Origin of the sequence: Sphaerisporangium krabiense (assembly GCF_014200435.1) — a bacterium.
In the GTDB taxonomy this organism is placed as follows: Bacteria; Actinomycetota; Actinomycetes; order Streptosporangiales; family Streptosporangiaceae; genus Sphaerisporangium; species Sphaerisporangium krabiense.
The window spans coordinates 4,337,929-4,363,692 of sequence record NZ_JACHBR010000001.1 but is presented as its reverse complement, the minus strand read 5'-3'; the positions used below and the strand labels follow the sequence as shown (position 1 = coordinate 4,363,692).

Genomic DNA, 25,764 nt, shown 5'->3' with positions numbered 1-25,764 from the left:
ACGGCCGCGTCCGGAACGCGCCGCGCCGCAGGGGATCGCTCCCCCGCGGCGCGGACGCGGGACCGGCGGGTGGCCGCTAGGAGGTCACCACCTTGGGGAAGGCGACGGGGCCGCGCCGGCCGTCGCGGTCCCGGGCGCGGAGGCCGAACTGGACGTCGTCCTTGGGGATGTCGATCGTCGCCCTGGTCACGTCGCCGACGTCGATGGCGTGCGTCCAGTCGGGGGCCGTGGTCTCCCGCCACACCACCTCGTACCCGGCCAGGCCGGCGTCGGTGCCGCGGTCCCACACGAGGGTGGTGTCGTTGCCGAGGTCCGCCGCGAGGATCCGGACGTTCTTCGGCGTGCCCGGCCCCTGCGCCAGCGAGTAGAGCGTCGCCGCGTTCACCTTGGCCACGCGGGCGATGTACCCGAAGTCCAGGAACTCCACCAGGTCGCCGTACTGCACCCCGTCCACGACGCGGACGTCCTGGTGCTCGTGGTCGTAGTTCTCCCTCGGCTCGGTGAACCGCGCCGCCGGGTAGCCCTCGCGCAGGAACGAGATGTGGTCGCTGCCGCGCAGGAACCGGTCGCGCCGCCAGATCACCCGCACGTCCATGCCGGTCGCGTCGTTCTGCGCGACGTTCTGGACGAAACGGCCGAGCTGGCGCGAGGGGCCGTCGTTCTCGCCGCCGGTCGACTGCCGGATCGACGTCTCCGCCGGCGTCTCGGTGGTGGGGACGCCCTCGACGAACAGCCGCACGGTGCGCGGGTCGGGACGGGTGCCGTCCCAGCCCGAACTGGCGCCCACGATGTCGTTGCTGAACATGGCCTGCACGTCCGCGCCCGCCGCCTTCAGCCGCGCGGCCATGTGCGCCGAGCCGTACAAACCCTGTTCCTCCGCCGCGACCGCGGCGAACACCAGCGTGCCGCGGGTGCGGCGGGTGGCGAAGACGCGGGCCAGCTCCAGCACCACCGCGACCCCGGAGGCGTCGTCGTCGGCGCCGGGGGCGTCGTCGGTGGCGTTCATGACGTCGGTGACCCGCGAGTCCAGGTGGCCGGTCACCACGTACACCCGCTCGGGGGAGGCGTCGCCGCGCAGCGTGGCGACCACGTTGGTGATCGTGGTGGGCGCGGGGACGCGCGGGGAGACCGGCTGGACGAACGACTGCCGTTCCACGGTCATGCGGCCGTCCGACGCGGCGGCGGCCGCCTGCAACCGCGCGTACACCCAGGCCGTGGCCGCGCCGATGCCGCGCGCCGGGTCGTCCTGGCTCGACAGCGTGTGCCGGGTGCCGAACCCGACGAGCCGCCGCACCGTGGCCTCGATCCGGCCGGGGTCGATCTCTGCCAGCAGTTCGCGCAGCTCCTTGCCGGGCCGCTGCCGTGTGACGGGACGCCCCGGCCCCGGAACACGACCGTCACCCGCCGCTGCCGGCCCCGCCATCAACGGCACGGCAGCGGCCGAAACAGCGGAAGCGGAAAGAAACGCGCGCCGACTCGCCGCGGCCCGCGACTTCGAGGGGTTCTCCATCTCTCAAATCAATCTTCAATATGACACCAAGTCCACCCACCAGTCCGCGATCCCTGTCAACCTGTCCCCCCGGCCGACCAACGCGTCCCGGCCCCGCTCGCTCGCCAACACCGGCCCGCGCGAGCGGCCGTGCCGGGCACAGCGTCCGCTCGCCGCCGATCGCCCCTCGCGAACACCGGCCCGCGCGGGCGGCCTTCGCGGGCAGAGTGGGGGCATGCGCCTGGCCGTCCTGTCCGACATCCACGGAGTGCTCCCCGCCCTGGAGGCCGTGCTCGCCGAGCCCGAGGTCGCCTCCGCCGACCTGATCGTGCTCACCGGCGACATGGCCGCGGGCCCCCAGCCGGTGGAGACGCTCGACCTGCTGGTCTCGCTGGGCCCGCGGGCGCTGTGGGTGAACGGCAACGCCGACCGCGAGCTGGTGGAGGCGCGCCAGGGCCGCCCCTCGCCGTACCCCATCAGCCAGTGGGCGGCCGAGCGGCTCCGCGACGACCAGATCGCCCTGCTCGCCGCCCTCCCCGACCGTCAGGTGCTGGACCTGGACCGGCTCGGCGCCACGCTGTTCGTCCACGCCACCCCGCGCCGTGACGACGAGATGATCCTGGTCGACAGCACGCTCGCCCGCTGGACGGAGGTCCTGGCCGGCGTCACGGCCGACACCGTGGTCCTGGGCAACACCCACATGCCCTTCGTCCGCCTCGTCGACCGCAAGCTCGTGGTCAACCCCGGCTCGGTCGGCATGCCCTACGGCACGACGGGCGCCCACTGGGCCCTGCTGGACGGCGCCACCGGCGCGGTGACCCTACGACGCACCCCCTTGGACCCCGCCGCCACCGCCACCCGCCTGCTCACCGAAAGCACCTTCCCCGGCATCGGCGACTGGACCGCCGAGTACGTCACCACCACCTACTCCGACACCGAAGCCCTCACCGAGTTCGCCAGAGCCGAGCGACGCTGACCCGTCCCTGATCGGCCCGCCTTCCCGCCAAGGCGGCGTGATCGGTCTACACGACGGCTCCCGTGCCCTCGCGGCGGCGGGTGCGCGGCGCGGGTCGCTGGGGTGGAGGGCGCTTGCTGGTGCGTTCGAGTTCGATCGCCAGGGGGCCGGCCACGAAGGAGGACGACGCGGTGCCGGCCACGATGCCGACGATCAGGGCGATGGCGAAGTCGCGCAGGGTGTCGCCGCCGAAGACGGCCAGCGCGCCGAGGATGAACAGGGCGCCGAGGCCGGTGTTCACGGTGCGCGGGACGGTCTGCAGGATCGCGGCGTTGACGATGGCGGGGAAGCGCGCCCGTCTGTCCGCCTGCCACAGTTCCCGTACGCGGTCGAAGACCACCACCTTGTCGTTGATCGAGTAGCCGACGATGGTCAGCATGGCCGCCAGGAAGACCCCGTCGATCGGCTTGCCCAGCCAGGCGAACAGGCCGGCGACCGCGGCCACGTCCACGACCAGGGCCAGGACCGCGGCGGCGCCGAACGTCCAGCGGAACCTGAAGGCCAGGTAGACGAGCTGGGCCCCCAGCGCCACGGCGAGCGCGACGAGCGCGTTGCGGCGCAGTTCCTCGCCCAGGCTCGGGCCGATGAGCTCGTCGCGCTGCTTGGTCACCTCGCCGAGCCGGGCGTCGAGGGCCTGCTCGATGCGCGCCACGTCGTCGGCGCTGATCTGCCCGGCCCGTACGGAGACGGTGGTCCCGGAGGTCTGGACGTTCGCCGTGGCGTGCCCGGCCTCGGTCACGGCCTGCCGCGCCGCCTCCGGGCCGATCGGCCGGGTGGCGGTGTACTCGATCATCCGGCCGCCGGTGAACTCGATGCCGAAGTTCAGGCCGTGGGCGACCAGCCCGCAGACCGCCACGGCGACCAGGGCGGCGGCCAGGGCGAGCCAGCGCCTGCCCGGGGTCATCAGGTCGGGGGCGCGCCGGGTGATCCAGGTCCTGACCCGGCCCTGCGTCGCCAGCCCGGACAGGCGGGGGCCGGTCCTGCCGATCACCAGGTGGGTCAGGACGCGGGTGATGAGCATGGCCGAGACGAGGGAGGCGACCACGCCGATGGCCAGCGTCACGCCGAAGCCGCGGACCGGCCCGGAGGCCAGCCAGAACAGCAGCCCGGCCGCCAGGAGCGTGGTGATGTTGGAGTCGGCGATGGCGCTCCAGGCGCCCGCGAACCCGCGGGCGAGGGCGGCGCGCAACCCTCGGCGCGGCGCGCGGGCGTACTCTTCGCGGGCCCGCTCGAACACCAGCACGTTGGCGTCGACCGCCATGCCGATGGCCAGCACGAACCCGGCCAGGCCCGGCAGGGTGAGCGTCGCGCCGAGGGCGAGGAGCGCGGCGTAGGAGATGAGCCCGTACGCGGCGAGCGCGACGGTGGCCAGCAGCCCGACCAGCCGGTAGGTGACGGCGATGAACAGCGCGGTGAGCAGGACGCCCGCGACGCCCGCCTTGGCGCTGGCCTCGATGGCCTGCGCGCCGAGGGTCGGGCCGACGGTGCGCTGCTCGATCAGGTCGAGCGGGACGGGCAGCGCGCCGCCCTTGATCAGCACGGCGAGGTCCTCTGCCTCCTGGTAGGTGAACGACCCGCTGATCTGGGTGGATCCGCCGGGGATGCCGGTGCGGCAGGGCACGCTCGGGTCGACCTGCGGCGAGGAGATGATCTTGTTGTCCAGGACGATCGCGACGCGGCGCCGGGGGTCGCCGGGATCGTGGCAGGCGGCCGCGCCGGTCAGGTCCCGCCACGCGGCGGCGTTCCTGAAGTCGACGGTGACCGACCAGCCCAGTCCGAGCTGCGGGTCGTTCCTGGCGGCGGCGTCGCCCACCCCGTCCCCGGTGATCGCGGCGGGGCCGACCCGCAGGGACCGCCCGGACTCGTCCGCCAGCACCTGCCCCGCTCCTCCGGAGCCGTCCGCCTGCCCCAGCACCGGGTGGAAGGTGAGCTGCGCGGTCTTGCCGATGACCTCGGCGGCCTGGCGGGGGTCGAGCACGCCGGGCAGCTCGACGATGATGCGCCGCTCCCCGGAGCGGACCAGCGTCGGGTCCACCACGCCGAGCGCGTCGGCGCGGCGGCGCAGCACGTCCAGGGCGCGGTCGGTGGCCTCGCCGTCGGCCTTGGCCGTGGGAGAGTCGCGGGTCTCGAAGACGAGTTGCGTGCCGCCGCGCAGATCCAGACCCAGGCGTGGCGACATGCTGACGGTGAGGAGCAATGCGGTGGCGACGACGACGAACGCCGCCACCGCGCGCCACAAAGGCGCACGTGACATGGAAGCCTCCACGGGCTGTCGAAGAAAGGGGACGTCAGCGCGTCGTGGAGGGCGGAGCTCGTGCCGGGGCGCGGCGCGCGACCGACTCCGGCGCCACGGCGTGCGGCGCCGGAGCGGCCGTGACGGGCCGCGTGCCCGCGCCCGGCTCCTCGGGGGAGGCCGGGGCGACCGGCCACAGCGGCACGGCGGGCGCGCCGCCGCCGGAGGCGTGGAAGGGCGGGGGGACGGCGTGCAGGCGAGGCGCGACGGCGTCCGGACTGTCGTGCGCGACGGGCGCGCTCCACAAGGTCACCGAGGCCGTGGTGGCGGCCGGGTGCGCCCCGTTGGGCGCCGGACTCAGCAGGAAGACCGACAGGACCAGGAGCAGAACGGCGGGCAGTCTCCTGCGCACATCCCCTCCTGATCAGCGAGCGAGCTCAACGACCACCATCCGCCGTTTCGCCGGCGGGTGGTGGTGGTTGTCGGTCGTGAGCGATCCGACGGTTGCTTGGGCGGTCCGATGGCCGCGATGTGGCCGCGCGCGCCCGTGGGGCCGGCGGCGGGGCGGCGTCCGAGGGCCGCGCTGTGGCCCGTAGGTGCCGTTGGGCGCCACCGTACCTTGCCGTGGGGGTTCCCGCACCCATGAGCGGGCCACCTCAGCCGCGGGACACGGAGCCGCCAGGGCCCGTCGCGGGCCTTTGGGCGGCGGAACCGGGTGGGCATGCCTTTTGTCGTTGTCTGGGCTATGGTCGGGCTTATGACAGGGCCATGGAGAACATCCAGAGGGTCCATCGCGCTGGTCGGCGTGATGGGCCTGGTCCTGCTGTCCTTGCTGCTGGCCGGCTTCTCGCGGCAGTGGAGCGGCGCGGGGACGGAGCTTCGCGGGCTGTCCTCCAGCACGTCATGGAATCAGGACGCCTGGGACACGGAGCTGCCGAGCCTCCCGCCACAGGCCGCCAACACGCGTGAACACCATGTGCTGTCGCTGTGGCCGCCGCTGCGCGGCGAGCGCGACGGCCAGGCCGCCCATCCGTCGCCGCAGGCGTCGCCGCGTTCCGGCACGGACGCCGTCCGTGATCCGCAGCAGTTCGCGCACCGCACCGCGGGGTCGCGCAGCCCGCCGCTGACCTAGCCGACGCCTTCCCATCCCTTCCGGTGTCTCCGGCCGTCCGCGTGCCGTGGGGCCTGGCCGCGTTCGCGCGCCTCGTGCCCCCGCCCCGCGACCGGAGACGTCGCCGCGGCCACTCCCGCATGCCGGAACGGTCCCGCATGCCGGACGAGGCCGGGCCCTGTCACGGGCGCACGCTAGGAGCCGATCCTGTCATGGCCAACGTCACATCTGTCCACGTCCACCTGCGCAACTACGAGCGGCATCTGGCGCGGCTGGAGGAACTGCGCGGACTGCTGCACGACCAGCTCGCCACCGCCGTCGCGGAGTCGCGCCCGGTGGCCGACCCCGCCCACCGGGCCGCGGCGCGCGGCCGCGTCGCCGCGATCGAGGCCGCGCTGGAGCGCATGAACCGCGGCCGCTACGGCACCTGCGGGCGCTGCGGCGCGTTGATCCCGTTCGAGCAGCTGCGGCGGTGGCCCGAACGGTCCGCCTGCGAGGGCTGCGCCGGCGCCCGTCACCGCAAGGCGCCGGCGTGACCGCCCCGCGGCGGGACTTCGTGGCGCTGGATCTGGGGACGGCGCGTACCCGGTCGTTGTGGTCGGGTGGGTTCGCCATCGCCGACCGGTCGTCGGTCGTCCGGCGGGCCGGCATCGGGGTGGAGGGCCAGGTGCGGCCCGTCCGGCACGGCATGGTCACCGACCCGGAAGCCTGCCTGCGCCTGCTGCGCCTGGTGATGCAGGACGCCATGGTGCCGGGCGACCGGCCGGTGGAGCGGGTGCTGGCCGGGGTGCCGGTGGCCGCGTCGCCGAACGATCGCCGGACGCTGCACGCCGTGGTGGCTCAGGCGGCGGGCTGCGCGGTGACCCTGGTGGACGAGCCGCTGGCCGCGGCCGTCGGCGCCGGCCTCGACGTGGCAGGTTCCCGGCCGTCGCTGCTGCTGGACGTGGGGGCGGGGATCGTGGAGGCCGTCGCCATCCGCGACAGTGTGATCGTCGACGCCGCCGCGCTCCAGCTCAGCGCCACGACCAGCGCCGGGCTGCCCGCCTACGCGCTGGACGGCGTCGTCACCATGACCACGGGCCTGCTGCGCGGGTTACCCGATCGTCTACGGCAGGCCGTCCGCACCGGCGGCCTGGTGGTCACCGGGGGCGGCGCCCAGCAGGCCGAACTGCTGCACCGCCTGCGGACGGCACTCCGCATGCCGGTCAGCGCCGTGCCCGATCCCCAGCACGCGACCATCCGCGGCCTCACCCGCCTGTGCCTGCAACCGGCCCTCGCGGCCCGCCTCACCGGCCACGGCACACTCACCCGCCACGCTCACTGACCCGGCACGACCACCGATCTCGGACGAACACCAACTCGGGACGACCGCCGTCCCTGGGTGACCGCTGCCCTCGAGCGGTCCGGGCCCGGGGCGACGCCCGCCCGGGCGGCTCTGTGTGCCATCCGACGTCAGACCTTGAGAGAGGAACCTTCGCCATGACCGACACCCGCAGGCCCTCGTCACACCTGAGCAGCGTGCAGTTGCAGGCGCTGCGTCAGGATCTGCAGGAGCAATTGGAGCGGCGCAGCCGTCACCTGCTCGGCCTGCGGGCCGAGGCGCAGACCGGCAGCGGGGCCGACGACACCTGGCGGGAGCTGCTCGTCTCCCTCACCGCGGCCGACCGGGCCATCGCCGAGCTCACCCAGGCCCTGGACCGGATCACCGCGGGCACGTACGGCCGCTGCACCCACTGCGAGACCGTCATCCCGTTCGACCGCCTCAAGATCCGCCCTCTGGCCCGCTGCTGCATCGACTGCCAGCGCCGCTACGAAGCCGCCTGATCTCGCTTCGTCCACGCGACCGGACACGTCCGCGCAGCGGGGCGACGGCCGGGGCCTGCGACCACGTGGCCCCGGCCCGCGACCGGGGAGGCGACGGCGCGAACGGCGCGGCGAGGTGCCGGGGACCTCAGCGTGTGGGGTGGTGGTACGTGCTGAGCTGGGATCTTTCGCCGGTGATGGGGTCGATGGCCTCCGCCCGGACGCCGGAGGGGCCGAAGGAGAGGAGCAGGAGCAGGACGCGTTCCTTCAGAGGTCTTCCGGTGGAGCCGTTGACGTCGACGGTCAGCTCGCCGATCTGCTCGCAGCCCTCCTCGTCGGCGTAGCGGGGGGCTGGGTCGCGGGTGCGCATCATCCGGACCCGGACCGACGTCTGCTCCACCTGGGTCGGCGAGACGGTGTACGGGAACGGCGCGCCGGCCGTGACGTCGTCGCCGCGCCGGATCGCGATCTCGAACCGCCCCGCGCACAGCGCCTCCCCCTCGCCGCTGCGGATCCTCCGCGCCGGCGGGTCCCGGTGCTCCTCCCACGGCAGGGCGATCTCGAAGCCGTAGGTGTAGCGGGACCTGCGCGCGATGACGATCTCGGGCCGGGCGGCGAGGTGGACGGCGCCCTCGACCACGGCGCGCGAAGGGTCCGGGGGCACGAGGATCCGGTGGTCCGCGCCGAACTCGCGCCGGAGGCGGGCCCGGAGGTGGGGCGAGGCGGCGAAGCCGCCGACGAGCAGCAGGGTCTCGGGGAGCGGAGCCCCGTCCTCCCGGCCGAGCTCGGCGAGATATGTCCGGATCTGTACGACGATGCCGTCGAGGGCCCGGTCGAGGAGCTCCTCCCCCTCGCGCGGCCGTACGAGGATCCCGTGCCCGCCGGCGGGCTCGCCGATCTCGCGCAGCGCGATCCTCCCCGAGCCGTCGCCGGAGGTCTCGTACGCGGCGAGGCCGACGGTGCCGCCGCCGCAGTGGACCACCACGAACCGTGACCCGTTCGCACCGGGGCCCAGCGGTTCGCGGGCGGGTCCCCCGGTCATCCATAGATGGCAGTACAGCGCGGCGGCCTCCGGCTCGGGGCACAGCAGCAGCCGCTCCTGGCCTGCGGGCAGCCCGGCGTCCCCGGCGGCCCGCCGCAGGGCGCGCTCGCCGTCCTCGTGCCAGGCGGCGGGGACGGTGAGGCACCAGCGGATGTCGCGTTCGCGGTATCCGGCGGCGCTGATCGCCTTGACGGCCGCGGCGCGCGCCTCGCTGAGGAGGGCCGTGGCATGCCGGAGCATCTCGTCGCGTGCGCCGAGGCCGGGCTTGCGGGAGATATGCTGATATCCAGGAGGGTATGCGGAGAAAGTGCGGTTTATCGGCTCCATGTCATGATTTATCGCTGATACGGCGGACCAGGCGAATCGCGTACCGTCTGCATGGAATTCAACTGCGGCGACGACTTTATGGCTTCTTGTCGCCATTTGCCGCCCCCCTATCCCGCCGTCGCCCGGCACAGCGCGTAGGGACAGGATCGTGACGCGACCGGCCTGCCACCAGGAGAGAGTCCCTGCGCAAGCCCAGCCCGTGTTGCGCAAACCCGAGACGACCGCACAAAAGGGGTAAATACGGCGGTTATCCTGGATTTCCCCAAGGGCAGCCACGCCGGTATATGAGCGTTTATGTTGAGAGTGACCGCACGATCGACGCGGCCGGCTGGTACGGGGCCCAGCCCGACGGCGTCGCTACCGTCAGGACTCCCATGAGCATTTTCCCCAGATTCGGCGCCGCCCTCCGGAACCTGAGAGAAGAGCGCGGGCTGACCCTGCAGGCAGTCGCGGAACTCGTGCATACCTCCCCAAGCCACCTGAGCCGCATCGAACGCGGCGAGCGTACGGTCCAGCCGGACTTCGCGCGGCTCTGCGACGCCAGGCTCGACGCGAACGGCACGCTGGCGTCACTCGTCCCGGACACCCCCGGCAAGCGGGACGTCCCACCATCCGTCCCCCCGGAGCCGCCCGTCCCCGTGGAGTACGGCGACGCGCTGGCGCTGCGTCCGGTCGAGGACCTCCTGGCGATCCTGGAACAGCGGTTCACGCAGGTCCACCGGGACGGAGCCGGCGGGTTCGGGCTGCCGGCGTCGCGGGACGCCGTCACGATCATGCGGGTGGCCGCCCACTACGCCGACTGGCCCGGCGGCGAGCTGCTGCTGCCGCTGGCGGCGCGCGCCGCCGAGCTCGCCGGCTGGCTCGCGCAGGACTCCGCCGACGCGCACGCGGCCGTCCGGCTGACCGACGAGGCCGCCCGGCTGGGCGAACGCGCCGGTGAGCGTGACGCGGTCGCGTACGCCATGGTGCGGCACGCCGAGATGAAGATGTACGCCGGCAACGCGATGGAGGCCCTCGGGTATGCCGAGCGCGCGCTCGGGCACGACGGCGCGGCGCCGCGCACCCGTGGGCTGGCGCACCACCGGGCCGCCCAGGCGTACGCCATGATCGGGGAGCGCGCGGCGTGCCGGGCGCACCTGGACGCCTCGGGCGAGGCGCTGCGCGCCGGCGGGCTCCACGCCGGCGCCTACGGGCCCTCCACCGTCCTCGACCCGACCGCCCTGGTGAACGGGTGGTGCCTCTACCGCTTCGGCGAGTTCCGCGAGGCGGCCGAGGTGCTGGAGAAGGCGGTGGCGGAGCTGCCCGAGTACGGCGCGCGCCTGCGCGGCCTCTTCGGGGCGCGGCTGGCCCGGGCGCACGCGGAGGCCGGGCAGGTGGAACGTGCCATCGAGACGGGCGCGACCGCCCTCGCCTGCGCGCGCCAGACCAGGTCCGCCACCGCGGCCGGCCAGCTCCAGAGGCTGTCCTCGCTGCTCAGTCGCTATCCGGCCCACCCCGCGGCCGAGACGCTCCGCGCGGCGATCGTGGCGGAGCTGCGCCGCCGTGACGAGGCGGCGTGACCGTCCCGATCAGAGCGGCGACGTCCTCGGCGGCGTCGGGGTGGTCGCCGAGCACGGTCACCCCGTCCGGCGTGAAGTCCTCCGACAGCAGCGGCGCCGCCCCGTCGGGCAGAACCCACACGACACGAGCCTCCCCCACCAGGCCGGTGTACTCCCCCACGGTGACCGCGTCGGCCAGGGGGACGTACGCGGCGAACACCACGACGACCGGCGTGCCGGGGCCATCGGTGTCCTTCGCTCGCCGGGGTTCACCGGGTCCGTCCGATCGGTCCGGGTCCACGGCGGCCAGGTCGCGGCGCATGAGGACGCGCAACCGGGCGAGCGCCGGTCCGAAGTCGAACCACGGCGATCGCCTGATCATGCGTGCGGCCACCGCGTGCGCGGGCGTCAACTCGCCCGCGGGTCCGTCCCCGGGGCCCGGCAGGAGGCGGACCAGGTACGCGGCCTCCCGGCGCCCGGCCAGCCGCCCGGCGACGTCCAGCACCAGGTCCCGCCCGCGCCGCCACACCCGGGTGTCCACGGCGTTCGGGCCGTCCAGGAGGACCAGGTAGGCCAGCCGCTCGGCGCCGGGTCCCGGCGGACCGGCCTGCGCGCGGGCCGGTCCCTCACCGGCATCGGCCCCGCCGCGCCGGAACCGCCCGGCCAGACGCCGCAACGCCCCCATCCGCCCCGCCTCGGGCTCTACCGCAGGACGCGGCACGGCCTCGTCCCACCTGACGACCTCGCCGCCCTGTCCCCCGGCGTCGTGCCGAACGGCCGCACCGTCCGGAGCCGCGTCCGTTCCGGCGGGCGTCTCGCCCCCGTCCGGTCCGTACGGCTCGGCGGATACGACCTCCCCTCCGTTCGCCTCGGCGGGCGCGACGGGTGGGAACCACGGCGCCTCGTCCAGGCGTGGACGCAGGTCGAGCACCCGGTCCAGCTCATCGCGGGCCGCCTCCGCCGGGCCGCGCACGGTCCCGAAGGCCGCGGTGGGCTCGCGGGCGCTTCGCAGGACCGCCAGGTCGGCGGGGCTCAGGCCGGCGACCTGTCCGCCGGCGAAGTGGTGCAGCAGGTCGTCGGCGAAGCGCCGCAGCTCGTCCGCCAGCGTGCCGTGGGTCCAGGCGCCCGCGGACGGCAGCACCACGCCGTCCACGCGTCCCACGCTCGCGATGCCGCGGGACCGGTACGGGAGCGCGCCGATGGTCGGGTCGGCCCGGCAGCCCTCCAGCAGCCGTGACACGTCCTCGGCCGACCAGTCGATCACCACGAACCCGAAGTAGTTCACGCCCGCGCCACTGGCCGGCCGCGTGAGCTCCTCCACGACCCTCGCCACCACCGAAGGCAGGCCCCCGCGAGGGTCCCCGCGCACCGCCGGGTCGCCGGGGTCCTCCCGAGGGCGGGGGCCGAGGTCGAGCGGGCGGAACTCCACGAAGTCGCCGAGCATGGGAGACAGCAGGAGCCGGGTCTCGACCTCCCGCATCACCGGGGCGAGCACGGCGGCGATGTCGCCGTGGCAGGCGACGACCAGCAGGCAGCCCGTGGAATGCAGTGCGCCCGGCATCCCCGTCCTCACAGATCGTCGTCGTCGGGCAGGCCGGTCACGTTCGTGGTCTGCGTGCCGGCCACCTTGGCCCCGTTCAGCCCAGAAGGCGGGGACTGCGGACCGGCCCCGGCGCCGGGAACGGCCTCGGCCAGCCTGGCCTTGACCTGATCGCTCCACTCCCGCAGGGCGACGTCGAGGATCTTGCCCATCTCGGCGGCGACGTGCTCGTTGGCCTGCCTGCCGAGCGCCTCCTCGCGGGTGCGCATGTCCTCTTCGAGGGCGAGCATGACGCGCGCCCTGCCTTCCTCCACGGTGACCTCGTCGCGCGAGGCCTTCTCCGCGCGGCGCCGGTCGTTGCTCCTGCGCAGCCGCTCCGCGTCGACCTGCTCGTCCGCCCGGGACTTGGCGACCAGGTCGTACGGCGACTCGCCCCCGAGCTTGAGCAGGACCTTCACCGTGACGGGCAGCATCTCCACCATGAAGAACAGCGCGAACACCGCCAGGTGCGCGTAGCCGAGCGCGTCGTCCCGCGAGCCGAGGTCGAACAGCGCCTTGATCTGGGCGGGCAGCTTGTCGTCGGCGAGGTTCGCGGACGTGGAGTCCTCGGACTGCTCCCGCAGCACGGCGGACAGCCGCCCGTACTCGGCCTGCTGCGCGGTGAGGTCCCGGCGGGCGTCGTCCTGGGCCTTCTTCAGCGCCGCCGACCGCTCGCCGACGAGGGCGTCCTCCGCCTTCTTCGCCTCGTTCCGCGCCGTGCTCAGCCGCCTCTGCACGGAACCGACCTCGGCCGCGGCGTCCGTGGCGGCCTTCTGCTTCTCCCGCCACAGCGGCCCCCGCCCCTTACGGCTGGAGGCGCCCTTGCAGCGCGGCCCCTCGCCGTAGAGCTCGCACTGCATCTCCTCGTACTTCTCCTGATGCTTGCGCTGGGCCGTCTCCAGGTTCGCCTCCAGGGTGGTCACGTCCTGACGGGCCGCCTGCAGGCGCGGGCTCGTGAAGTCCTGCGGCAGCGCGCCCGCGAGGACGGCCTGGTCGGCGGCGATCTTCTTGCTCACCTGGTCGAGCCGGATCTTCTCGGCGCTCTTGTCCTGGAGCGAGCCGAGCTGCGCCGAGGACTCCAACTGGTTCCTGGCGATCTGCACCTCGATGCTGCCGGCGAAGACGCGCAGGACCAGGGGCGTGGAGATGACGACGCCGAGCACGGCGGCCATGAGCAGCCGGGGCACGGCCATCAGGAAGAGCCGTCCCTTGCCCTGGACGTCGGCCATGCTGAGGACGAGCAGCCGGTCCAGGTTCAGCACCACGGCGCCCCAGAGCAGGCCGAAGACCACCGACCAGCCCCAGTCCACCTTGAGGCCGTCGTGCAGCGCGAAGGCCATGGAGACGACGGCGAGCCCCGCCGTGGTCAGCAGGACGATCGCCATCTGGACGAACTTGGGCCGTTCCGAGGGCGCCTTCTCGAGGATCTCCGGGTCCGCGCCGCCGAGACGGGCGAGGAGGCCGCCGACCGTCATGATCCACCTCCCGTCCCTGTTCCCTGCCCGGTTCCCGTGCCGCCCGCCGACCGCCGGGCGACGCCGGCGGCGACCGTCCCGTGCAGCCGGGTGACGGCCTCCTGCAACGCCGACGCCCGGTCCCGTCCCACGGCGGCGATCAGGCCGCGCAGCGGGTGCGGCGGCATCGGGACCGGATCGACGGGCCGCAGGCCCTCGACGAACCGGAAGACGCCGAGGGACGGCATCGTGACGACCTCGGAGCCCACCGTGATCCGCGGACGCCCGCGAAGGGCCGCCGCCGCGACGGGCGGACGGAACGGTTCGAGCCGCGGCGCCGGGACGCGGGGCAGTCTCGCCATGCTCGCGTCGAACGGCGGCAGCTCGTACAGTTCGAGGTCGCCGAGGTCCACGGTGACCTCGGCGTACCGGTTACGGGCCACGACGACGAGCCGCCCGGACTCGGCGGGCCGGAAGACGTACCCGCCGGGATGCGCGGCCGGGTCGAGCGTGACGGGCGCGGCCTGCCCCACCCTCACCTCCAGCTCGTCGGCGTCCTCGACCTCCCACTCGACGCGCACGTCCTGCCCGCGCACCCGGTACGGGGTGAGCAGCTCCATGCGGACGACCCGGGGCGGCGCCGTCCTGCGCGTCACCGTGCGCTTGAGGTAGGCGTACAGCTCCCTGGCCGCGGGGCGGACGGCGCGGTCGCGGGAGAGGGCGCGCGCCAGCAGGCCGGCGCCCTCGTCGTCGAGTTCCCCTGCGAGACGTTCCACCGAGGTGGTCGTGGCCGCCCCCTTGCCCGGGGTCAGGCAGCGCAGGATCGCCAGCCCGAGCTTGTAGACGTCGGAGACGTCGTCCTGCCGGTCGCCGGCGTGGGGGCACTCCGGCGGCTGCCAGAACGGGGTGGAGGCCTGGCTGCGCCGGTCGTCGGTGAGCGACGCCGCGCCGTCGCAGTCCAGCAGCATGAGCCGGGGCGGGTTCACGCCGAACGCGACGTTGCGGAAGCTGAGGTCGCCGAAGACCCAGCCGTGCCTGTGCAGGCGCGCGATGACGTAGACGAGCTGGGCGAGCAGGATGAGGCGCTCGGTCAGCGGCACGTCGTCCAGGTCCACCTGGGCCAGCGCGCGCTGCTCGGCGGTCGAGATGAGGTACTCCATGAGCAGCGGCCGGGAGCCGAGGGCGCCGTTCTCGTCCAGGTAGCGCGAGAACAGCTCCTGCGGGATGAGCGCCATCAGCAGGCCGCTCACGTTGCCGGGCCTGTCCTCCACCAGGGCCCTCGGCCACGTGCTGAACCGGTCGAGGTCGTCACGCTCCCGGGAGCTCAGCCCGTCGCGGAAGGCGACCGTCGCGGCCGCCGACCTGGCCTGCTGGTCGTACGCCTGGGTGAACCGCTTGTAGGCGAGCGGCGCCCGATCGCCGGGCATGGTGTAGCCCTCGACCTTGTAGACCTTGGCGAACGCGCCTTCCGCGATGTAGGTGAGTGAGCCGAGATCGGCCTCGCGCACGCTCATCCCGCCGTCTCCGGGCCGCCGCCGGCGTGGCCCTCGTCGTCACCCTGGTCATCGTCGTCATCGGGCCAGAGCGCCACGACCGTGCGGTCGTCCACGTGCGTCTTGCGGGCGAAGGCCGCCTGCGCGGCGAAGGTGAAGGGGTCGGGTGGCCGCGCCCACCACTTCGCCAGCGTCTCGCGCACGTCCTCGCACCAGTCCAGCGGGTTGGCGATGCCGTCGGACATGACGAACAGCGCGCCGCCGGAGACCCGGACGGCCCGCGTGGCGCACGAACCGCCGGACGAGGGCATCGGCCGGACCTTCGTCGAGTGGAAAGGACCCTCGTCCTCGTCGCCCTCCTGGCCGGGCTCCCTGGTGTCGGTGAGGTCGGTCCAGCGTCCGGCGGCGTCCAGGTGCCACAGGGAGGAGTCCCCCACCCAGGCGACCTCGCCGGCCCAGCCGGGCCCGTCCCGGTGGACGCTCAGGGCCACGGCCGTGGTCGCCATGCCGTCACGGGAGGCGTCGCCGCCGCCCGCCGCACGGACCTGCTCGGCGTACGCGTGCAGTTCCTCGTTGACGACGGCGAACGCCTCCGGCCACGGCACGCCCGCCGCCCCGAGCTCGGCGAGGCGGCGGCCGGCGAGCGTGGCGGCCTCGTCGGAGCGGCCGAGCGCCCCGACGCCGTCGCAGACCACGGCGACGGCCCACGCGCCGGCGCCGGTCTCGTGCCGGGCGATCGCGAACGCGTCCTGGCGCGGCTCGTCGCCGGCCCGGTGCAGCAGGCCGCGGATCGTGGCCGCGCGGATCAGGACGCCGGGCAGGGTGGCGGCGCTGACCTCGATGTCGGACTGCCCGACGAGGGCGCCGGGCCGTCCGGCCGGCAGCTCCAGCCCGGCGCGGCCCGGGTCGCCGATGGAGAACGGGGAGGCCCCGACGCGCGGATGCGCGGACCGGGTGTCGCTCATGGCGTGGATGGTCCTCCAGGCGGTCAGATGTAGTCCTCGTTGTACTCCGACTCGCCGTGGGCGATCCCGGAGCCGGCGGGCGGCGCCTGGAGCATCATGGTCGGCCGGCCGGTGCCCGCGCTCATGCCCGACGACATGATGCTCTTCATTATGATCTCCAGGATGCCGTTGAGCGCCTGTTCGACGCCGGTGTCGCGCGAGTGGTACCACTTGCCCCGTTGCGGCGGGTACGCGAGCCGCCGCAGGACGTCCTCGGGCGCGTCCCTGAACCCGAACGGCACGAAGATCGGGTGCGCTTTCATGCCGGCGCCGGTCGCCTTGTCGTAGGTGAGGGCGCCGGCGAAGCTCTGCTGCCAGTCCCTGTCCAGGGGTTCGCCGTCGCTCAGGAAGAACGCGCACGGGCGGAAGATGTTGTAGCCCTGCGCCTTGAGGTCCCTGCGGTCCTGCTCGATGGCCCGCGCCAGCTCGCGGAACGCGCCGCCGTAGTTGGTGCCGCCCTCGGGCGACAGCGTGGGCACGGTGGTCTCGCTCATCCGCGCGAGCGGCATGCGCACCTTGGCGCTGTCGGAGAAGGTGATGATCGAGATCTGCGCGACGTCGTCGACGACGGGCTGGGTGATGATGGCCCGCCGCAGCCGCTCCACACCGTCGTTGAGCGCCCGCATGTCCGACGACATGGAATACGACACGTCACAGACCAGGTAGAAGGGCATGACCAGCTGCCCCGGCTCGACCCCACCACGCTCCGCGACCCGCTCGACACTCATCTCGCGCCCTCTCCGCTGCCCCCCGACCCGGACTGGATGCCCGACATTCTCGTTCGACGAGTAGCACAACATGGCGAGTTACGCTCCTTGCGCCCGTGCGCAAATGACGGAGCACACAGAACCAACGCACACAGACCTCGCGGCGATGGAGTCGCTGGGACGTCGCTGTCAACTCGGCAGGCTAGAAGTCGACGCGCCCGATCTCGTCAACGGCGGGGTGAGTGTCTCGGCGACTCCTCGGCGAAACAGGGCGGCAGGGCGTCCGACATCAGGGAGCCGTCGTTCCCCGATAGGTACGACGAAGCCTCTGGTCTTCATGACCTTACGGCGGAAGTTGCTGGGATCGAGGGCGATGCCCCACACCGCCTCGTAGATCTGGCGCAGGTCAGCAATGGTGAAGGGCTCCCTGCAGAAGGCGGTCGCGATTGTGGTGTGCTCCAGCTTGGATCTGGCCCGCTCCAGCCCGTCACGCAGGATCCCCTCATGGTCGAAGGCGAGCGGAACCTGCCCGTCGAGTATGGAGGACACCGGGGTCCAGTGGGCGGCGATCGCATCGGTGCCGGCTTGGGGTATGGGAAGATCGGGGCCGAGTGCGAGGTAGGCGATGGTGATAATGCGACCCCGGGGGTCACGACCGGGATCGCCATAGGCATGCAGTTGCTCCAGGTGTAGGGAGCTGCCGACGACTCCGGTCTCTTCTTGTAGTTCCCGCTGCGCGGCCGTGTCCAGCGCCTCGCCCTCGCGGACGAATCCGCCCGGCAACGCCGCCTCCCCCTGGTAAGGCGTGTTGCCGCGCTCGATCAGCAGAACCTGAAGCTGAGCATCACGCACCGTGAAGATCACCAGATCGACGGCTGCGGTCAGAGAGGCGGGCGGACGGTGCCGGACTGTCGTTTGCATGCCTTCCATTAAAGGTCCGGTTGACTGTAAGTCGCGACCCCACTTATGGTCAGAGTTACCTTAACGACGACCGGAGGGGCTCATGGCCCGATCGCGCACGGTACGTCTCGAGAGCGGCACGGGGGCAGCCGACTCGAAGGCGACGCGGTATCTCTGTGCCGGCGTGTATCTCGATCGCGAGTTTCGTGAGATGGTCATCCGCCGCGTCTACAACGACTCCAAGCACATGGTCGCGCCCTCCTATGGCTTTGACCTGGTGCCGGTCGTCGTGCACGCCTGGCGAGCGTGGCGCTTGGAGACGCTGAAGTGGACGACGATTGTCGCGATCTTCGTTGGAGGTCTTGTATGGGCGACCGCGGTGGCCGCCACAGTAACGGCGTTGTTCGGACTGTGCTGGTCTATTGCCGTTGCGGTCAAAAGCGCACTGATCGCGATACCGCTGAAGGCACAGGAGCGCGCGGACCGCTTCCTGGGACGCGCCCGCTGGCACAGCCAGTCAGAGGACCTGACACAGCGTCTCCGTGCGCTGAAGCTCGCCTGCACCAGTAGCGGTGTTCTGGTCGTCGCCGTTGCCGTCATCGCTGGCGTGACTCACATCCCGCTTCCCCAGTTGCTTCAGCAGGCAGGGCTCATGGGGATGTTGACCGTCCTCGTCGCGTGCGGCTGGGGCGCCGCCCAACGCAGCGCGTTGCACCGAACGGCCAAGAGCCCGCTACCCGCGCCATATAGTCGCCGCTATCGGGCGATCGACGAACAGCAGCACCATCCGTTCGTGATTTACAGCAGGCCTCCCAAAGAGGAGCCGAAACCGGATGACTTCCGTGACATCCTGGCTCTGGACGACTCACGTAAGCCATTCGTCGGAGCGGGACGGCTCATCCACCGCTGGAACCCGCCACTCAACATTCACTTGTTGCAGGCAGGTGAAGGCCGAACAGCGGACCGAGAATTTGATCCTCTCCCCTTCAAGGCGCATGAGCTGATCGCATATTTGAAGAAGGAGATGGAAAAGCTCGACGGGCAGGGCGACGCCACCAGTCTCCCCGACTTCGGAAGAGCAGACCGTATCTATATAGCGGAGGCTGATGTCGACCCCGAGCGCCGCTGGCTGCATGACCAGCCTGATACATGCGAGATTGACGCTATCATCGACCAGCCATTCGACCGATTCCACCACTTCCTGGAGATACGAACATCGCTATTAGGCGAGCCGGTCACAACCGTTTTTCTACGAGTGACGGTCAAGGGCCGGGCACTCAGCCTCGACTTCGCCGCTTGCGCGCTCACGCGCACGCCGGATGAATATCACATCCTTGATGAGTATGGCGAGAAGGGAATTGCCGCCATATTCCGATCTGCGGCTCGATCCCTAACGGAATTCCCCATCGATGTCATGCAGGCATGGCGCCTTATTCACTTACCCACCGTTCTACTGGGAGCCTTCCGAGCACGACGAACGCGTGTTCTATACCCCAAGCGTGGGGTAAAGATAGGAGCGAAACTCAGCGTGCGGGAAGAGAAGCGAATGCCGTGGGAGTCGGCCCAACTCGACCGCACGCTCATCTCAGACCATTTGAAACTCATCGAGGACCGCCTACTCAAGGCGGCTACCGATTTCCTGCGGGAGCACAAGGTCGACATTTCGGAGTTCGAGGAGCGTGCCACCAACATCATCAACACTGGGATCATGAACTTCGGCGAGTCGATGAACGTCAACAACTCCGCCGTCGGAGCCAATGCGATGAGAATAGACTTACCTGAATCCTTCGGTGGCACATCAGGGGGAGGACACACATGACCTGGTCCAAGAATAGCGGAATAATCAATCGGGGCGGCCATATGACTATCAGCGGCGCCGCGATCGGTGATGGCGCGACAGTCTTCCATCAACATCCGTTAGAGGCCACGATCAGCCGACGCGCGGACGTAGGCGTGATAACAATCAAAGGTTCGGAGGCCAAGGCGGTCGTAGACGCTCTCGGACTCAGACATCAATCTCTGAACGGCGTTCCCTTCTGGCATGGAACAACCAACCTACATGGTGTAGTCACCAGAGTGGCGATGATCCGCGCGCTTGGCCAGGGCCAGCGATCAACGATGGCAGCTTTCGAGAATCTCAGAGAGACCTTCCGACCAGCCGTCATCGCACTCGTCGGCATCGGCGGCGGATTCTATCCGGACATCTCAGCGGGCGATGTCGCCATTGGAACACGAGCCGTCTACTACGACCTCCGAAAGGAAACCGCTGGTCAGGTCCAGCGCCGAGGCGAGGACCGTGAGACGCCTGCCATTATAGGAAACGCCGTTAATAGCTTCTTCGTAGAGCATGGCGAACCGGCACGGTTCACATATGAAGATCACGAGTATCGCGTCCTATCTTGCATCATCGGAACCGGCGATGCCGTTATCGCAGACGCCGAGTCCGAGATCAGGAGATATCTCAAACACTACAACGACAATATTTCTGTGGTCGACATGGAAGCCGGCGGCCTGACTCAGGCATTTCACGAGCGCGGCAACTCGTCACAGATTCATGGTTGGGTGGTGATCCGCGGAGTCTCCGACCACTCGGATGAAAACAAGAACGACGCCATACAGAAAACCGCAGCTCAACATGCCGCCGATGTATTGCGCTCTCTAATACCATACCTTCCATGTCACACATGACTCGGAGTTCCGATGGAAGAGTTCGTGATCGGAGTGGTCAGCTCGCTCGTCGCCTCTATGATCGCCATAATGGGCGGTATAGCACTGTCTCCTCGCATGCGCTCCTGGCCGACCCTACTTCTATCCCGGTTCACCGGCCTGGGGATCTGCCGGATATATCAACGACAGCGCGTCGCCACTGAGGATCTCGCTGCTGAGCTCAGCAAGGCCCGCTGGGTACGAGTGCTCACCGGTCGAGGAAATGAACTCACCCGCGGCGGGTTCGCCGCTCTCTGGGAGGACGAAGGACGTCGTCTAGACTTCGTTCAGGTGCTCCTACCAGACACCGAGCATCACCCAGCATCGTGGCTGGAGTGGCGTGAGGATGAGATCCGGCGCATCGACCCGGGTTTCTCCTGCGGAATGCTGGCCGAACAGGTCGAGATCAATGCCAGTTACATCAACCAGGTGGCCGCCGACAGGGGCAACATCGAAATGCGCCGCTACAACCTGCCCAACCTGCACCGAGTGGTGATCACCGATCGCGTCGCCTTTCTGACTCTCTACCGTCGGGCGGCCCACGGTCGTGACTCTCCCTGCATTTTGGCACCCCGCCCCGGCTTGATGTACGACTATGCTCTTAATCTCTTCACCACAGCTTGGAGCCATGTCTGAACTCACCGACCATGGTGAAGAGATCGAAACTTACGGTCTCCAAACTCAGAACCCGACACTGGCCACCATGGCTGCGTTTACGACAACTGACGACAACGTCGAGCGCCAGACGGACACGCCGTCATTGTTGCCGATTAACGACTGTAGGCATCTTCCATAGCGGGGAAAATGCCCAGGGCAATGGTGCGCCGCCAGGGACTCGAACCCCGGACCCGCTGATTAAGAGTCAGCTGCTCTGACCAACTGAGCTAGCGGCGCCAGAAGCAGGACAAGACTAGCGCACCTCGCGAGCCACGCCGTACGACCGCTTACCGGGCGCACGAGAGCACGGCGCCGGGACGGCTTGGCGGTGCCAGCAGAGGTCAGGGCGCCGCCGCCCGCGCCGCCCTGCGTTCGGCGGAGACGAGGAGCAGGGTCGGGACCGTGGCGCCGACGGCGATGCCGAGCACCCACCAGAAGGCGACGCCGAAGGCGCCGGCCTGGCCGGCCGGGGTGGTCGCGGCGTCCAGCCGGGTCTGCAGCACCACGGCGAACAACGCGGTGCTGAGCGAGCCGCCGATCCGCTGGACGACGTTGAGCTGGACCGTGGCGTCCTTGATCGAGGCCGGGGGGACGGCCCGGTAGACCGCGGCGGTGGCCGGGATCGCGATGGCGCCGACGCCGAATCCGCGAACGACCATGGCGGCCCCGAGGTACCAGTAGGACGTGTCAGCCTCGATGAACACGAAGGGGATCGTCGCCACGACGCTGATCAGGCCGCCGATCAGGGCCGTGCGGCCGCTGCCCAGCCTGTCGATCAGTCGCGCGCCGTACCAGAGCGCGACGGCGACGCCGGTGCCCTGCGGGATGAGCAGCAGGCCGGTGGCGACCGCGTCCTCGTGCCGGACGATCTGGAAGTACAACGGCATCAGGATGATCGCGCCGTACACGGCCGCGCCCAGGCACAGGCCGGTGACCGACGCGGCGGCGTACACCCGGTTCTTGAACAGGCGCAGGTCGGCCAGGGGGTTGGCGGCGCGCAGGGCGTAGATGACGAAGAGCGCCACCAGGGCCAGGCCCACCACGGTCCAGATCACCACCGACGAGCCGACCTGTCCCGCGCGGCCGATCTGGGCCAGGCCGTAGGTGACGGCGACGCCGCCCGCGGCGATCACGAGCAGCCCGAGGACATCGAGGCGACCGGCCTCCTCGTGGTCGTCGCGGGGCAGCAGCCGGAAGGACATCCCCACCGTGATCAGGCCGATGGGGATGTTGATCAGGAAGATCCACTGCCATCCGGCGTGCCGCAGGAGCAGGCCGCCGATGGTGGGGCCGATGATCGGGGCCAGGATCGTGGGCACGCCGCTGACGCTCATCACGCGGGCCATCAGCCTGGGCCCGGCCTCACGTACGGTGATCATCTGGGCGACCGGCACGGCGATGCCGGCCGCGGCGCCCTGGACCGCGCGGAAGGCGATGAGCTGGCCGGCCGTGCCGGACAGCGCGCACGCCAGCGAGGAGGCGGTGAAGAGGGTGACGGCCAGAATGTAGATGTTCTTGGCGCCGAACCGGCCGGCGAGCCAGCCCGAGGCGGGCAGGACCGCCGCCAGGGCCAAGAGGTACGCGGTGACCAGCCACTGGATCGTGGCCAGGGGCGCCTGCATACTGATCGACAGGCTTCGCAACGCCACGTTGACGATCGTCGAGTCGAGAAGCGCGAGGAACCCGCCGAGGGTCGTCACCACGATCACTCCGCGCAGGCGGGGTGAGAAGCTCATGCTCTCCGGCGCCGGCGGGGAGGTCTGGTCGGTTTCTGCGGTCATCAGGAGGATCTCTCTCTGTACGGAGAACGCCTTGATATACGGAGCACCGCTCCGGAAATATACAGAGCACCGCTCCGGTTAACAAGGGGGGCAGTGCTCCGGTTCGCTGCGGGGAAGGGAAAGGCACGTGACGGGACAGGAAACGGGAGAGGAGCTGCGGGCCGACGCCCGCCGCAACCGCGAGGCCCTGCTGGCGGTGGCGAGGGCCGCCTTCGCCGAGGAGGGCACCGACGCCTCACTGCGGGAGATCGCCCGCCGGGCCGGCGTCGGCATCGGGACGCTGTACCGGCACTTCCCCACCCGCGAGGCACTGCTGGAGGCCGCGCTCCGCGACGGCCTCGAAAGCCTGCGCGCGGCGGCGGACGACTCGCTCGACGCCGAGTCGCCGATCGAGGCGCTGGCCGCGTGGCTGGAGCGGTTCTCCGCGCGCTCGTCCGCGTGGTGCGGGCTGCCCCGATCGGTGCTGACCGCGCTGCACTCGGAGAAGTCGGAGCTGCACGCCACCTCGGCCGCGATGGTCGACGCCGCCACACGACTGCTCGTCCGGGCCCAGGAGGCCGGCGAGGTGCGCGCCGACGTGGAACCCGAGGACCTGTTCGCGGCCGCCGCCGCGATCGGCTGGGTGGCGGAGAACGCCGACCCCGGGCGGGCCGCCCGCATTCTCACGCTGCTCCGCGACGGGCTGCGCCCGGTGGACGGCTGACCGCGGCCCTCTCCCCCATGATCCGCTCCGCGCGGCCGGCGGCCGGGCGGTCAGACGAGAATCGCACCGCCGGAAGGTTCCGGGCGGTGCGATTCTCGGCGGTGGGCGGCGGCGCCGGGCCGCCGGCTCACTCGTCGCCGAAGCTCTCCAGGTACGCGGCGTACTGGCGCCGTTCCTCCTCGACGAGGCGGTTGTGGTCGACGTAGACGTGCTCGAACATGGCCATCGGGTCGGGGTCGGGCATCTCCAGGCAGCGCTTGCGCACGTGCCTGCCGAGCTCGTCGGCCTCGGCGTCGACCTCGCGGAAGAACTGGTCGTCGGCCAGCCCGCCCGCGGTGATGTGGGCCCGCACGCGCGCGATCGGGTCGCGGGACTTCCAGATCTCCAGCTCCTCGCGCAGGCGGTAGCGCGTCGGGTCGTCGGAGGTGGTGTGCGCGCCCATGCGGTAGGTGTACGCCTCGATCAGCGTGGGACCGGCGCCGGAGCGCGCGTCGGCCAGGGCCTTGCGCGTGACGGCGAGGCAGGCGAACACGTCGTTGCCGTCCACCCGGATCCCGGGGAAGCCGAAGCCGTCCGCGCGGCGGTGCAGGGGGATGCGCGACTGCCGTTCCATCGGCGCCGAGATCGCCCACTGGTTGTTCTGGCAGAAGAACACTACCGGCGCGTTGAACGCGCCCGCCCAGACGAACGCCTCGTTCACGTCGCCCTGGGAGGTGGCGCCGTCGCCGAGGTAGGCGAGGACGGCGGCCTCGGCCTCGTCGCGCTGGACGCCCATGGCGTACCCGACGCCGTGGAGGGTCTGGCTGCCGATGACGATCGTGTAGAGGTGGAAGTTGTGGTCGGCCGGGTCCCAGCCGCCGTGGTTGACGCCGCGGAACATGCCGAGCAGGTCGACCGGGTCCACGCCGCGGCACCAGGCCACGCCGTGCTCACGGTAGGTGGGGAACGCCATGTCGGCGTCGGTCAGGGCGCGCCCCGACCCGATCTGCGCGGCCTCCTGGCCGAGACACGAGGCCCACAGGCCGAGCTCGCCCTGGCGTTGCAGGGCGACGGCCTCCTGGTCGAAGCGGCGGACGAGGACGAGATCGCGGTAGAGGGACGTGATCTCGGCCGGGGTCAGGTCCAACGGGTAGTCCGGATGCTCGCCGAGGGTGCCGTCGGGGGCCAGGAGCTGGACGTAGTCGGAAGTGGCCTGCGTGCCCGGGGTGGTCGACTCCATGTGAGCGTGCCTGCCTTTCACTCATCGGTCCCGGCGTGTGCGTCGCCGCAGGGGGTGACCGAGCGAGGCACGGCGGGGAGAGGAGGGCGGCGACGGTGATCGCCGGGCACAAATATAGCCAGGTCTGGCGGAGTGCCCGGCGTCGACACCCGACTCGTGCTCAGAGCATGCGGCGCAGGATGCGCGCGGCGGTGCGGGCGAGCACCTCGACCTGCTCCTCGGTGAGCTCGGCGTGCGCGTCCCCGACGATCCACTTGGCGGCCTTGCGCGGGCGGAACAGCGTGAGACCTTCGGCGCTGACCACCCCGTTCACCACGCGTCCGCCGTGCACGACGAGCAGCGGCGTGATCTGGATGGGGACGCCGGACTCCTTGGACAGGACCTCGGCCATGGACGCCGCCGCCTCCACCAGGGGCTTGGCCACCGAGCCGCCCGACCTCTCGCCGAAGAACAGCTTGCCTCCGTAGGCGGCGATGTCGGTGTCGGGCGGCCACGCCTCGTTGTCGAGGATCCACACGCCGCCCGGCCCGATGACCAGGTGGTCGATGGACGCCTTGCCCGGCACGGCACGGCCGTCCAGGACGCGGTAGCCGTGCGAGCCGAGCTTGCGGCGCAGGAGCCGCCCGGTGCGGGTGGCGCCGCTGCGCTTGCCGCGCCACACCGCGGTGGCCTCGAACATCCGCCAGGAGACGAAGGCGTCGGCCACCCAGACCGCGCCGCCGCCGAGGAGCCCGATGAGGAACGGCATCGGGAAGGACCGGTAGAACGACAGCGCGGTGATGAGCACGAACCCCGCGCCGGCCATGATGTGACGCCTGCGACGGCGTTCGGACCGGGTCTCGCGCCAGCGGAGTTCGTACATCACCGATGGCGAACCCCACTTGAACTTGTCGTCGGGCGGCACGTAGATGGACCCATTAGGCACCGGAAACCCCCACGATTTCGGGCTCAGACGGATTACGTTTGGTGGATACCCAACCAGGGGCTCCAACCGTCAAAGGTT

General features: G+C 71.1%; 23 protein-coding genes and 1 tRNA gene. 10 read left to right on the top strand and 14 right to left on the bottom strand.

The genetic code is table 11. The features are described from left to right. Window positions 1–76 precede the first annotated feature (76 nt). Entirely contained in the window at window positions 77–1,423 is a 1,347-nt protein-coding gene (locus tag BJ981_RS19340) for a M20/M25/M40 family metallo-hydrolase (protein WP_204070261.1), read from the bottom strand. Window positions 1,424–1,724: 301 nt separating this feature from the next. Between BJ981_RS19340 and BJ981_RS19335 the strand changes: the two genes are divergently transcribed. Further along, the gene (locus BJ981_RS19335) at window positions 1,725–2,465 is read left to right on the top strand and encodes a metallophosphoesterase family protein (protein WP_184612714.1); all 741 of its coding nucleotides are present in this window, start codon (window positions 1,725–1,727) and stop codon (window positions 2,463–2,465) included. Window positions 2,466–2,511: 46 nt separating this feature from the next. Here the strand turns inward: BJ981_RS19335 and secD are convergent, their stop codons facing one another. Continuing rightward, window positions 2,512–4,758, bottom strand: coding sequence for a protein translocase subunit SecD (gene secD / locus BJ981_RS19330; protein ID WP_184612713.1), 2,247 nt, complete (start codon window positions 4,756–4,758; stop codon window positions 2,512–2,514). A gap of 34 nt (window positions 4,759–4,792) precedes the next feature. After that, the gene (locus BJ981_RS19325; RefSeq protein WP_184612712.1) at window positions 4,793–5,149 is read right to left on the bottom strand and encodes a hypothetical protein; all 357 of its coding nucleotides are present in this window, start codon (window positions 5,147–5,149) and stop codon (window positions 4,793–4,795) included. Between the two features lie 345 nt (window positions 5,150–5,494). Between BJ981_RS19325 and BJ981_RS19320 the strand changes: the two genes are divergently transcribed. From BJ981_RS19320 to BJ981_RS19305, 4 genes are all read left to right on the top strand, one after another. Beyond that, complete coding sequence (locus tag BJ981_RS19320) at window positions 5,495–5,869, top strand: hypothetical protein (RefSeq protein ID WP_184612711.1); 375 nt, start codon at window positions 5,495–5,497, stop codon at window positions 5,867–5,869. A gap of 191 nt (window positions 5,870–6,060) precedes the next feature. Next, window positions 6,061–6,384 (top strand): hypothetical protein, encoded by a 324-nt coding sequence (locus BJ981_RS19315; RefSeq protein ID WP_184612710.1) that lies wholly within the window; start codon window positions 6,061–6,063, stop codon window positions 6,382–6,384. Further along, window positions 6,381–7,172 (top strand): rod shape-determining protein, encoded by a 792-nt coding sequence (locus BJ981_RS19310; RefSeq protein WP_184612709.1) that lies wholly within the window; start codon window positions 6,381–6,383, stop codon window positions 7,170–7,172. The genes BJ981_RS19315 and BJ981_RS19310 overlap by 4 nt, the downstream gene beginning before the upstream one ends. A 155-nt stretch (window positions 7,173–7,327) precedes the next feature. Then, entirely contained in the window at window positions 7,328–7,672 is a 345-nt protein-coding gene (locus BJ981_RS19305) for a TraR/DksA family transcriptional regulator (protein WP_184612708.1), read from the top strand. A gap of 127 nt (window positions 7,673–7,799) precedes the next feature. On the opposite strand, the gene BJ981_RS19300 is transcribed toward BJ981_RS19305, so the two are convergent. Continuing rightward, window positions 7,800–8,933: an acetate and sugar kinases/Hsc70/actin family protein gene (locus tag BJ981_RS19300; protein ID WP_184612707.1), complete on the bottom strand. Its 1,134-nt coding sequence runs from the start codon at window positions 8,931–8,933 to the stop codon at window positions 7,800–7,802. Window positions 8,934–9,394: 461 nt separating this feature from the next. Here BJ981_RS19300 and BJ981_RS19295 point away from each other — a divergent pair, with 461 nt between their 5' ends. Next, window positions 9,395–10,579 carry a helix-turn-helix domain-containing protein gene (locus BJ981_RS19295; RefSeq protein WP_184612706.1) on the top strand — a complete coding sequence of 395 codons (1,185 nt, stop codon included), beginning with the start codon at window positions 9,395–9,397 and terminating at the stop codon, window positions 10,577–10,579. Here BJ981_RS19295 and BJ981_RS19290 read toward each other — a convergent pair. The 6 genes from BJ981_RS19290 to BJ981_RS19265 form a co-directional block, all read right to left on the bottom strand. Next, entirely contained in the window at window positions 10,494–12,119 is a 1,626-nt protein-coding gene (locus tag BJ981_RS19290) for a serine/threonine-protein kinase (protein ID WP_184612705.1), read from the bottom strand. The genes BJ981_RS19295 and BJ981_RS19290 overlap by 86 nt on opposite strands. Window positions 12,120–12,127: 8 nt before the next feature. Then, on the bottom strand, window positions 12,128–13,612 hold the full coding sequence (locus BJ981_RS19285) for a DUF4407 domain-containing protein (RefSeq protein WP_184612704.1): 1,485 nt from the start codon (window positions 13,610–13,612) through the stop codon (window positions 12,128–12,130). Beyond that, entirely contained in the window at window positions 13,609–15,105 is a 1,497-nt protein-coding gene (locus tag BJ981_RS19280; RefSeq protein WP_184612703.1) for a protein kinase family protein, read from the bottom strand. The genes BJ981_RS19285 and BJ981_RS19280 overlap by 4 nt, the downstream gene beginning before the upstream one ends. Further along, the gene (locus BJ981_RS19275; RefSeq protein WP_184612702.1) at window positions 15,102–16,049 is read right to left on the bottom strand and encodes a protein phosphatase 2C domain-containing protein; all 948 of its coding nucleotides are present in this window, start codon (window positions 16,047–16,049) and stop codon (window positions 15,102–15,104) included. Before BJ981_RS19275 ends, BJ981_RS19280 begins: the two co-directional genes overlap by 4 nt. 23 nt (window positions 16,050–16,072) lie before the next feature. Then, window positions 16,073–16,816: a vWA domain-containing protein gene (locus BJ981_RS19270; protein WP_184612701.1), complete on the bottom strand. Its 744-nt coding sequence runs from the start codon at window positions 16,814–16,816 to the stop codon at window positions 16,073–16,075. 168 nt (window positions 16,817–16,984) lie between these two features. Next, complete coding sequence (locus BJ981_RS19265; RefSeq protein WP_184612700.1) at window positions 16,985–17,716, bottom strand: NUDIX hydrolase; 732 nt, start codon at window positions 17,714–17,716, stop codon at window positions 16,985–16,987. 163 nt (window positions 17,717–17,879) lie between these two features. On the opposite strand from BJ981_RS19265, the gene BJ981_RS19260 reads away from it, so the two are divergent. The 3 genes from BJ981_RS19260 to BJ981_RS19250 are packed head-to-tail and all read left to right on the top strand — an operon-like array spanning window position 17,880 to window position 21,037. Continuing rightward, the gene (locus BJ981_RS19260; RefSeq protein ID WP_184612699.1) at window positions 17,880–19,514 is read left to right on the top strand and encodes an AbeC-like domain-containing protein; all 1,635 of its coding nucleotides are present in this window, start codon (window positions 17,880–17,882) and stop codon (window positions 19,512–19,514) included. After that, window positions 19,511–20,383, top strand: coding sequence for a 5'-methylthioadenosine/S-adenosylhomocysteine nucleosidase family protein (locus BJ981_RS19255; protein ID WP_184612698.1), 873 nt, complete (start codon window positions 19,511–19,513; stop codon window positions 20,381–20,383). The genes BJ981_RS19260 and BJ981_RS19255 overlap by 4 nt, the downstream gene beginning before the upstream one ends. Window positions 20,384–20,395: 12 nt before the next feature. Beyond that, window positions 20,396–21,037, top strand: coding sequence for a hypothetical protein (locus BJ981_RS19250; RefSeq protein WP_184612697.1), 642 nt, complete (start codon window positions 20,396–20,398; stop codon window positions 21,035–21,037). A 181-nt stretch (window positions 21,038–21,218) separates the two neighbouring features. Here BJ981_RS19250 and BJ981_RS19245 read toward each other — a convergent pair. Both BJ981_RS19245 and BJ981_RS19240 read right to left on the bottom strand, forming a co-directional pair. Continuing rightward, window positions 21,219–21,295: transfer RNA gene (locus BJ981_RS19245), tRNA-Lys, on the bottom strand. A 104-nt stretch (window positions 21,296–21,399) separates the two neighbouring features. Next, window positions 21,400–22,839: a DHA2 family efflux MFS transporter permease subunit gene (locus tag BJ981_RS19240; protein WP_184612696.1), complete on the bottom strand. Its 1,440-nt coding sequence runs from the start codon at window positions 22,837–22,839 to the stop codon at window positions 21,400–21,402. Between the two features lie 127 nt (window positions 22,840–22,966). Between BJ981_RS19240 and BJ981_RS19235 the strand changes: the two genes are divergently transcribed. Next, window positions 22,967–23,542, top strand: coding sequence for a TetR/AcrR family transcriptional regulator (locus tag BJ981_RS19235; protein WP_184612695.1), 576 nt, complete (start codon window positions 22,967–22,969; stop codon window positions 23,540–23,542). Window positions 23,543–23,669: 127 nt separating this feature from the next. On the opposite strand, the gene pdhA is transcribed toward BJ981_RS19235, so the two are convergent. Then, a complete protein-coding gene (pdhA, locus tag BJ981_RS19230; RefSeq protein ID WP_184612694.1) occupies window positions 23,670–24,761 on the bottom strand; it encodes a pyruvate dehydrogenase (acetyl-transferring) E1 component subunit alpha in 1,092 nt (363 codons plus the stop codon). 160 nt (window positions 24,762–24,921) lie between these two features. Beyond that, window positions 24,922–25,686 (bottom strand): nuclease-related domain-containing protein, encoded by a 765-nt coding sequence (locus tag BJ981_RS19225; protein WP_184612693.1) that lies wholly within the window; start codon window positions 25,684–25,686, stop codon window positions 24,922–24,924. Window positions 25,687–25,764 lie beyond the last annotated feature (78 nt).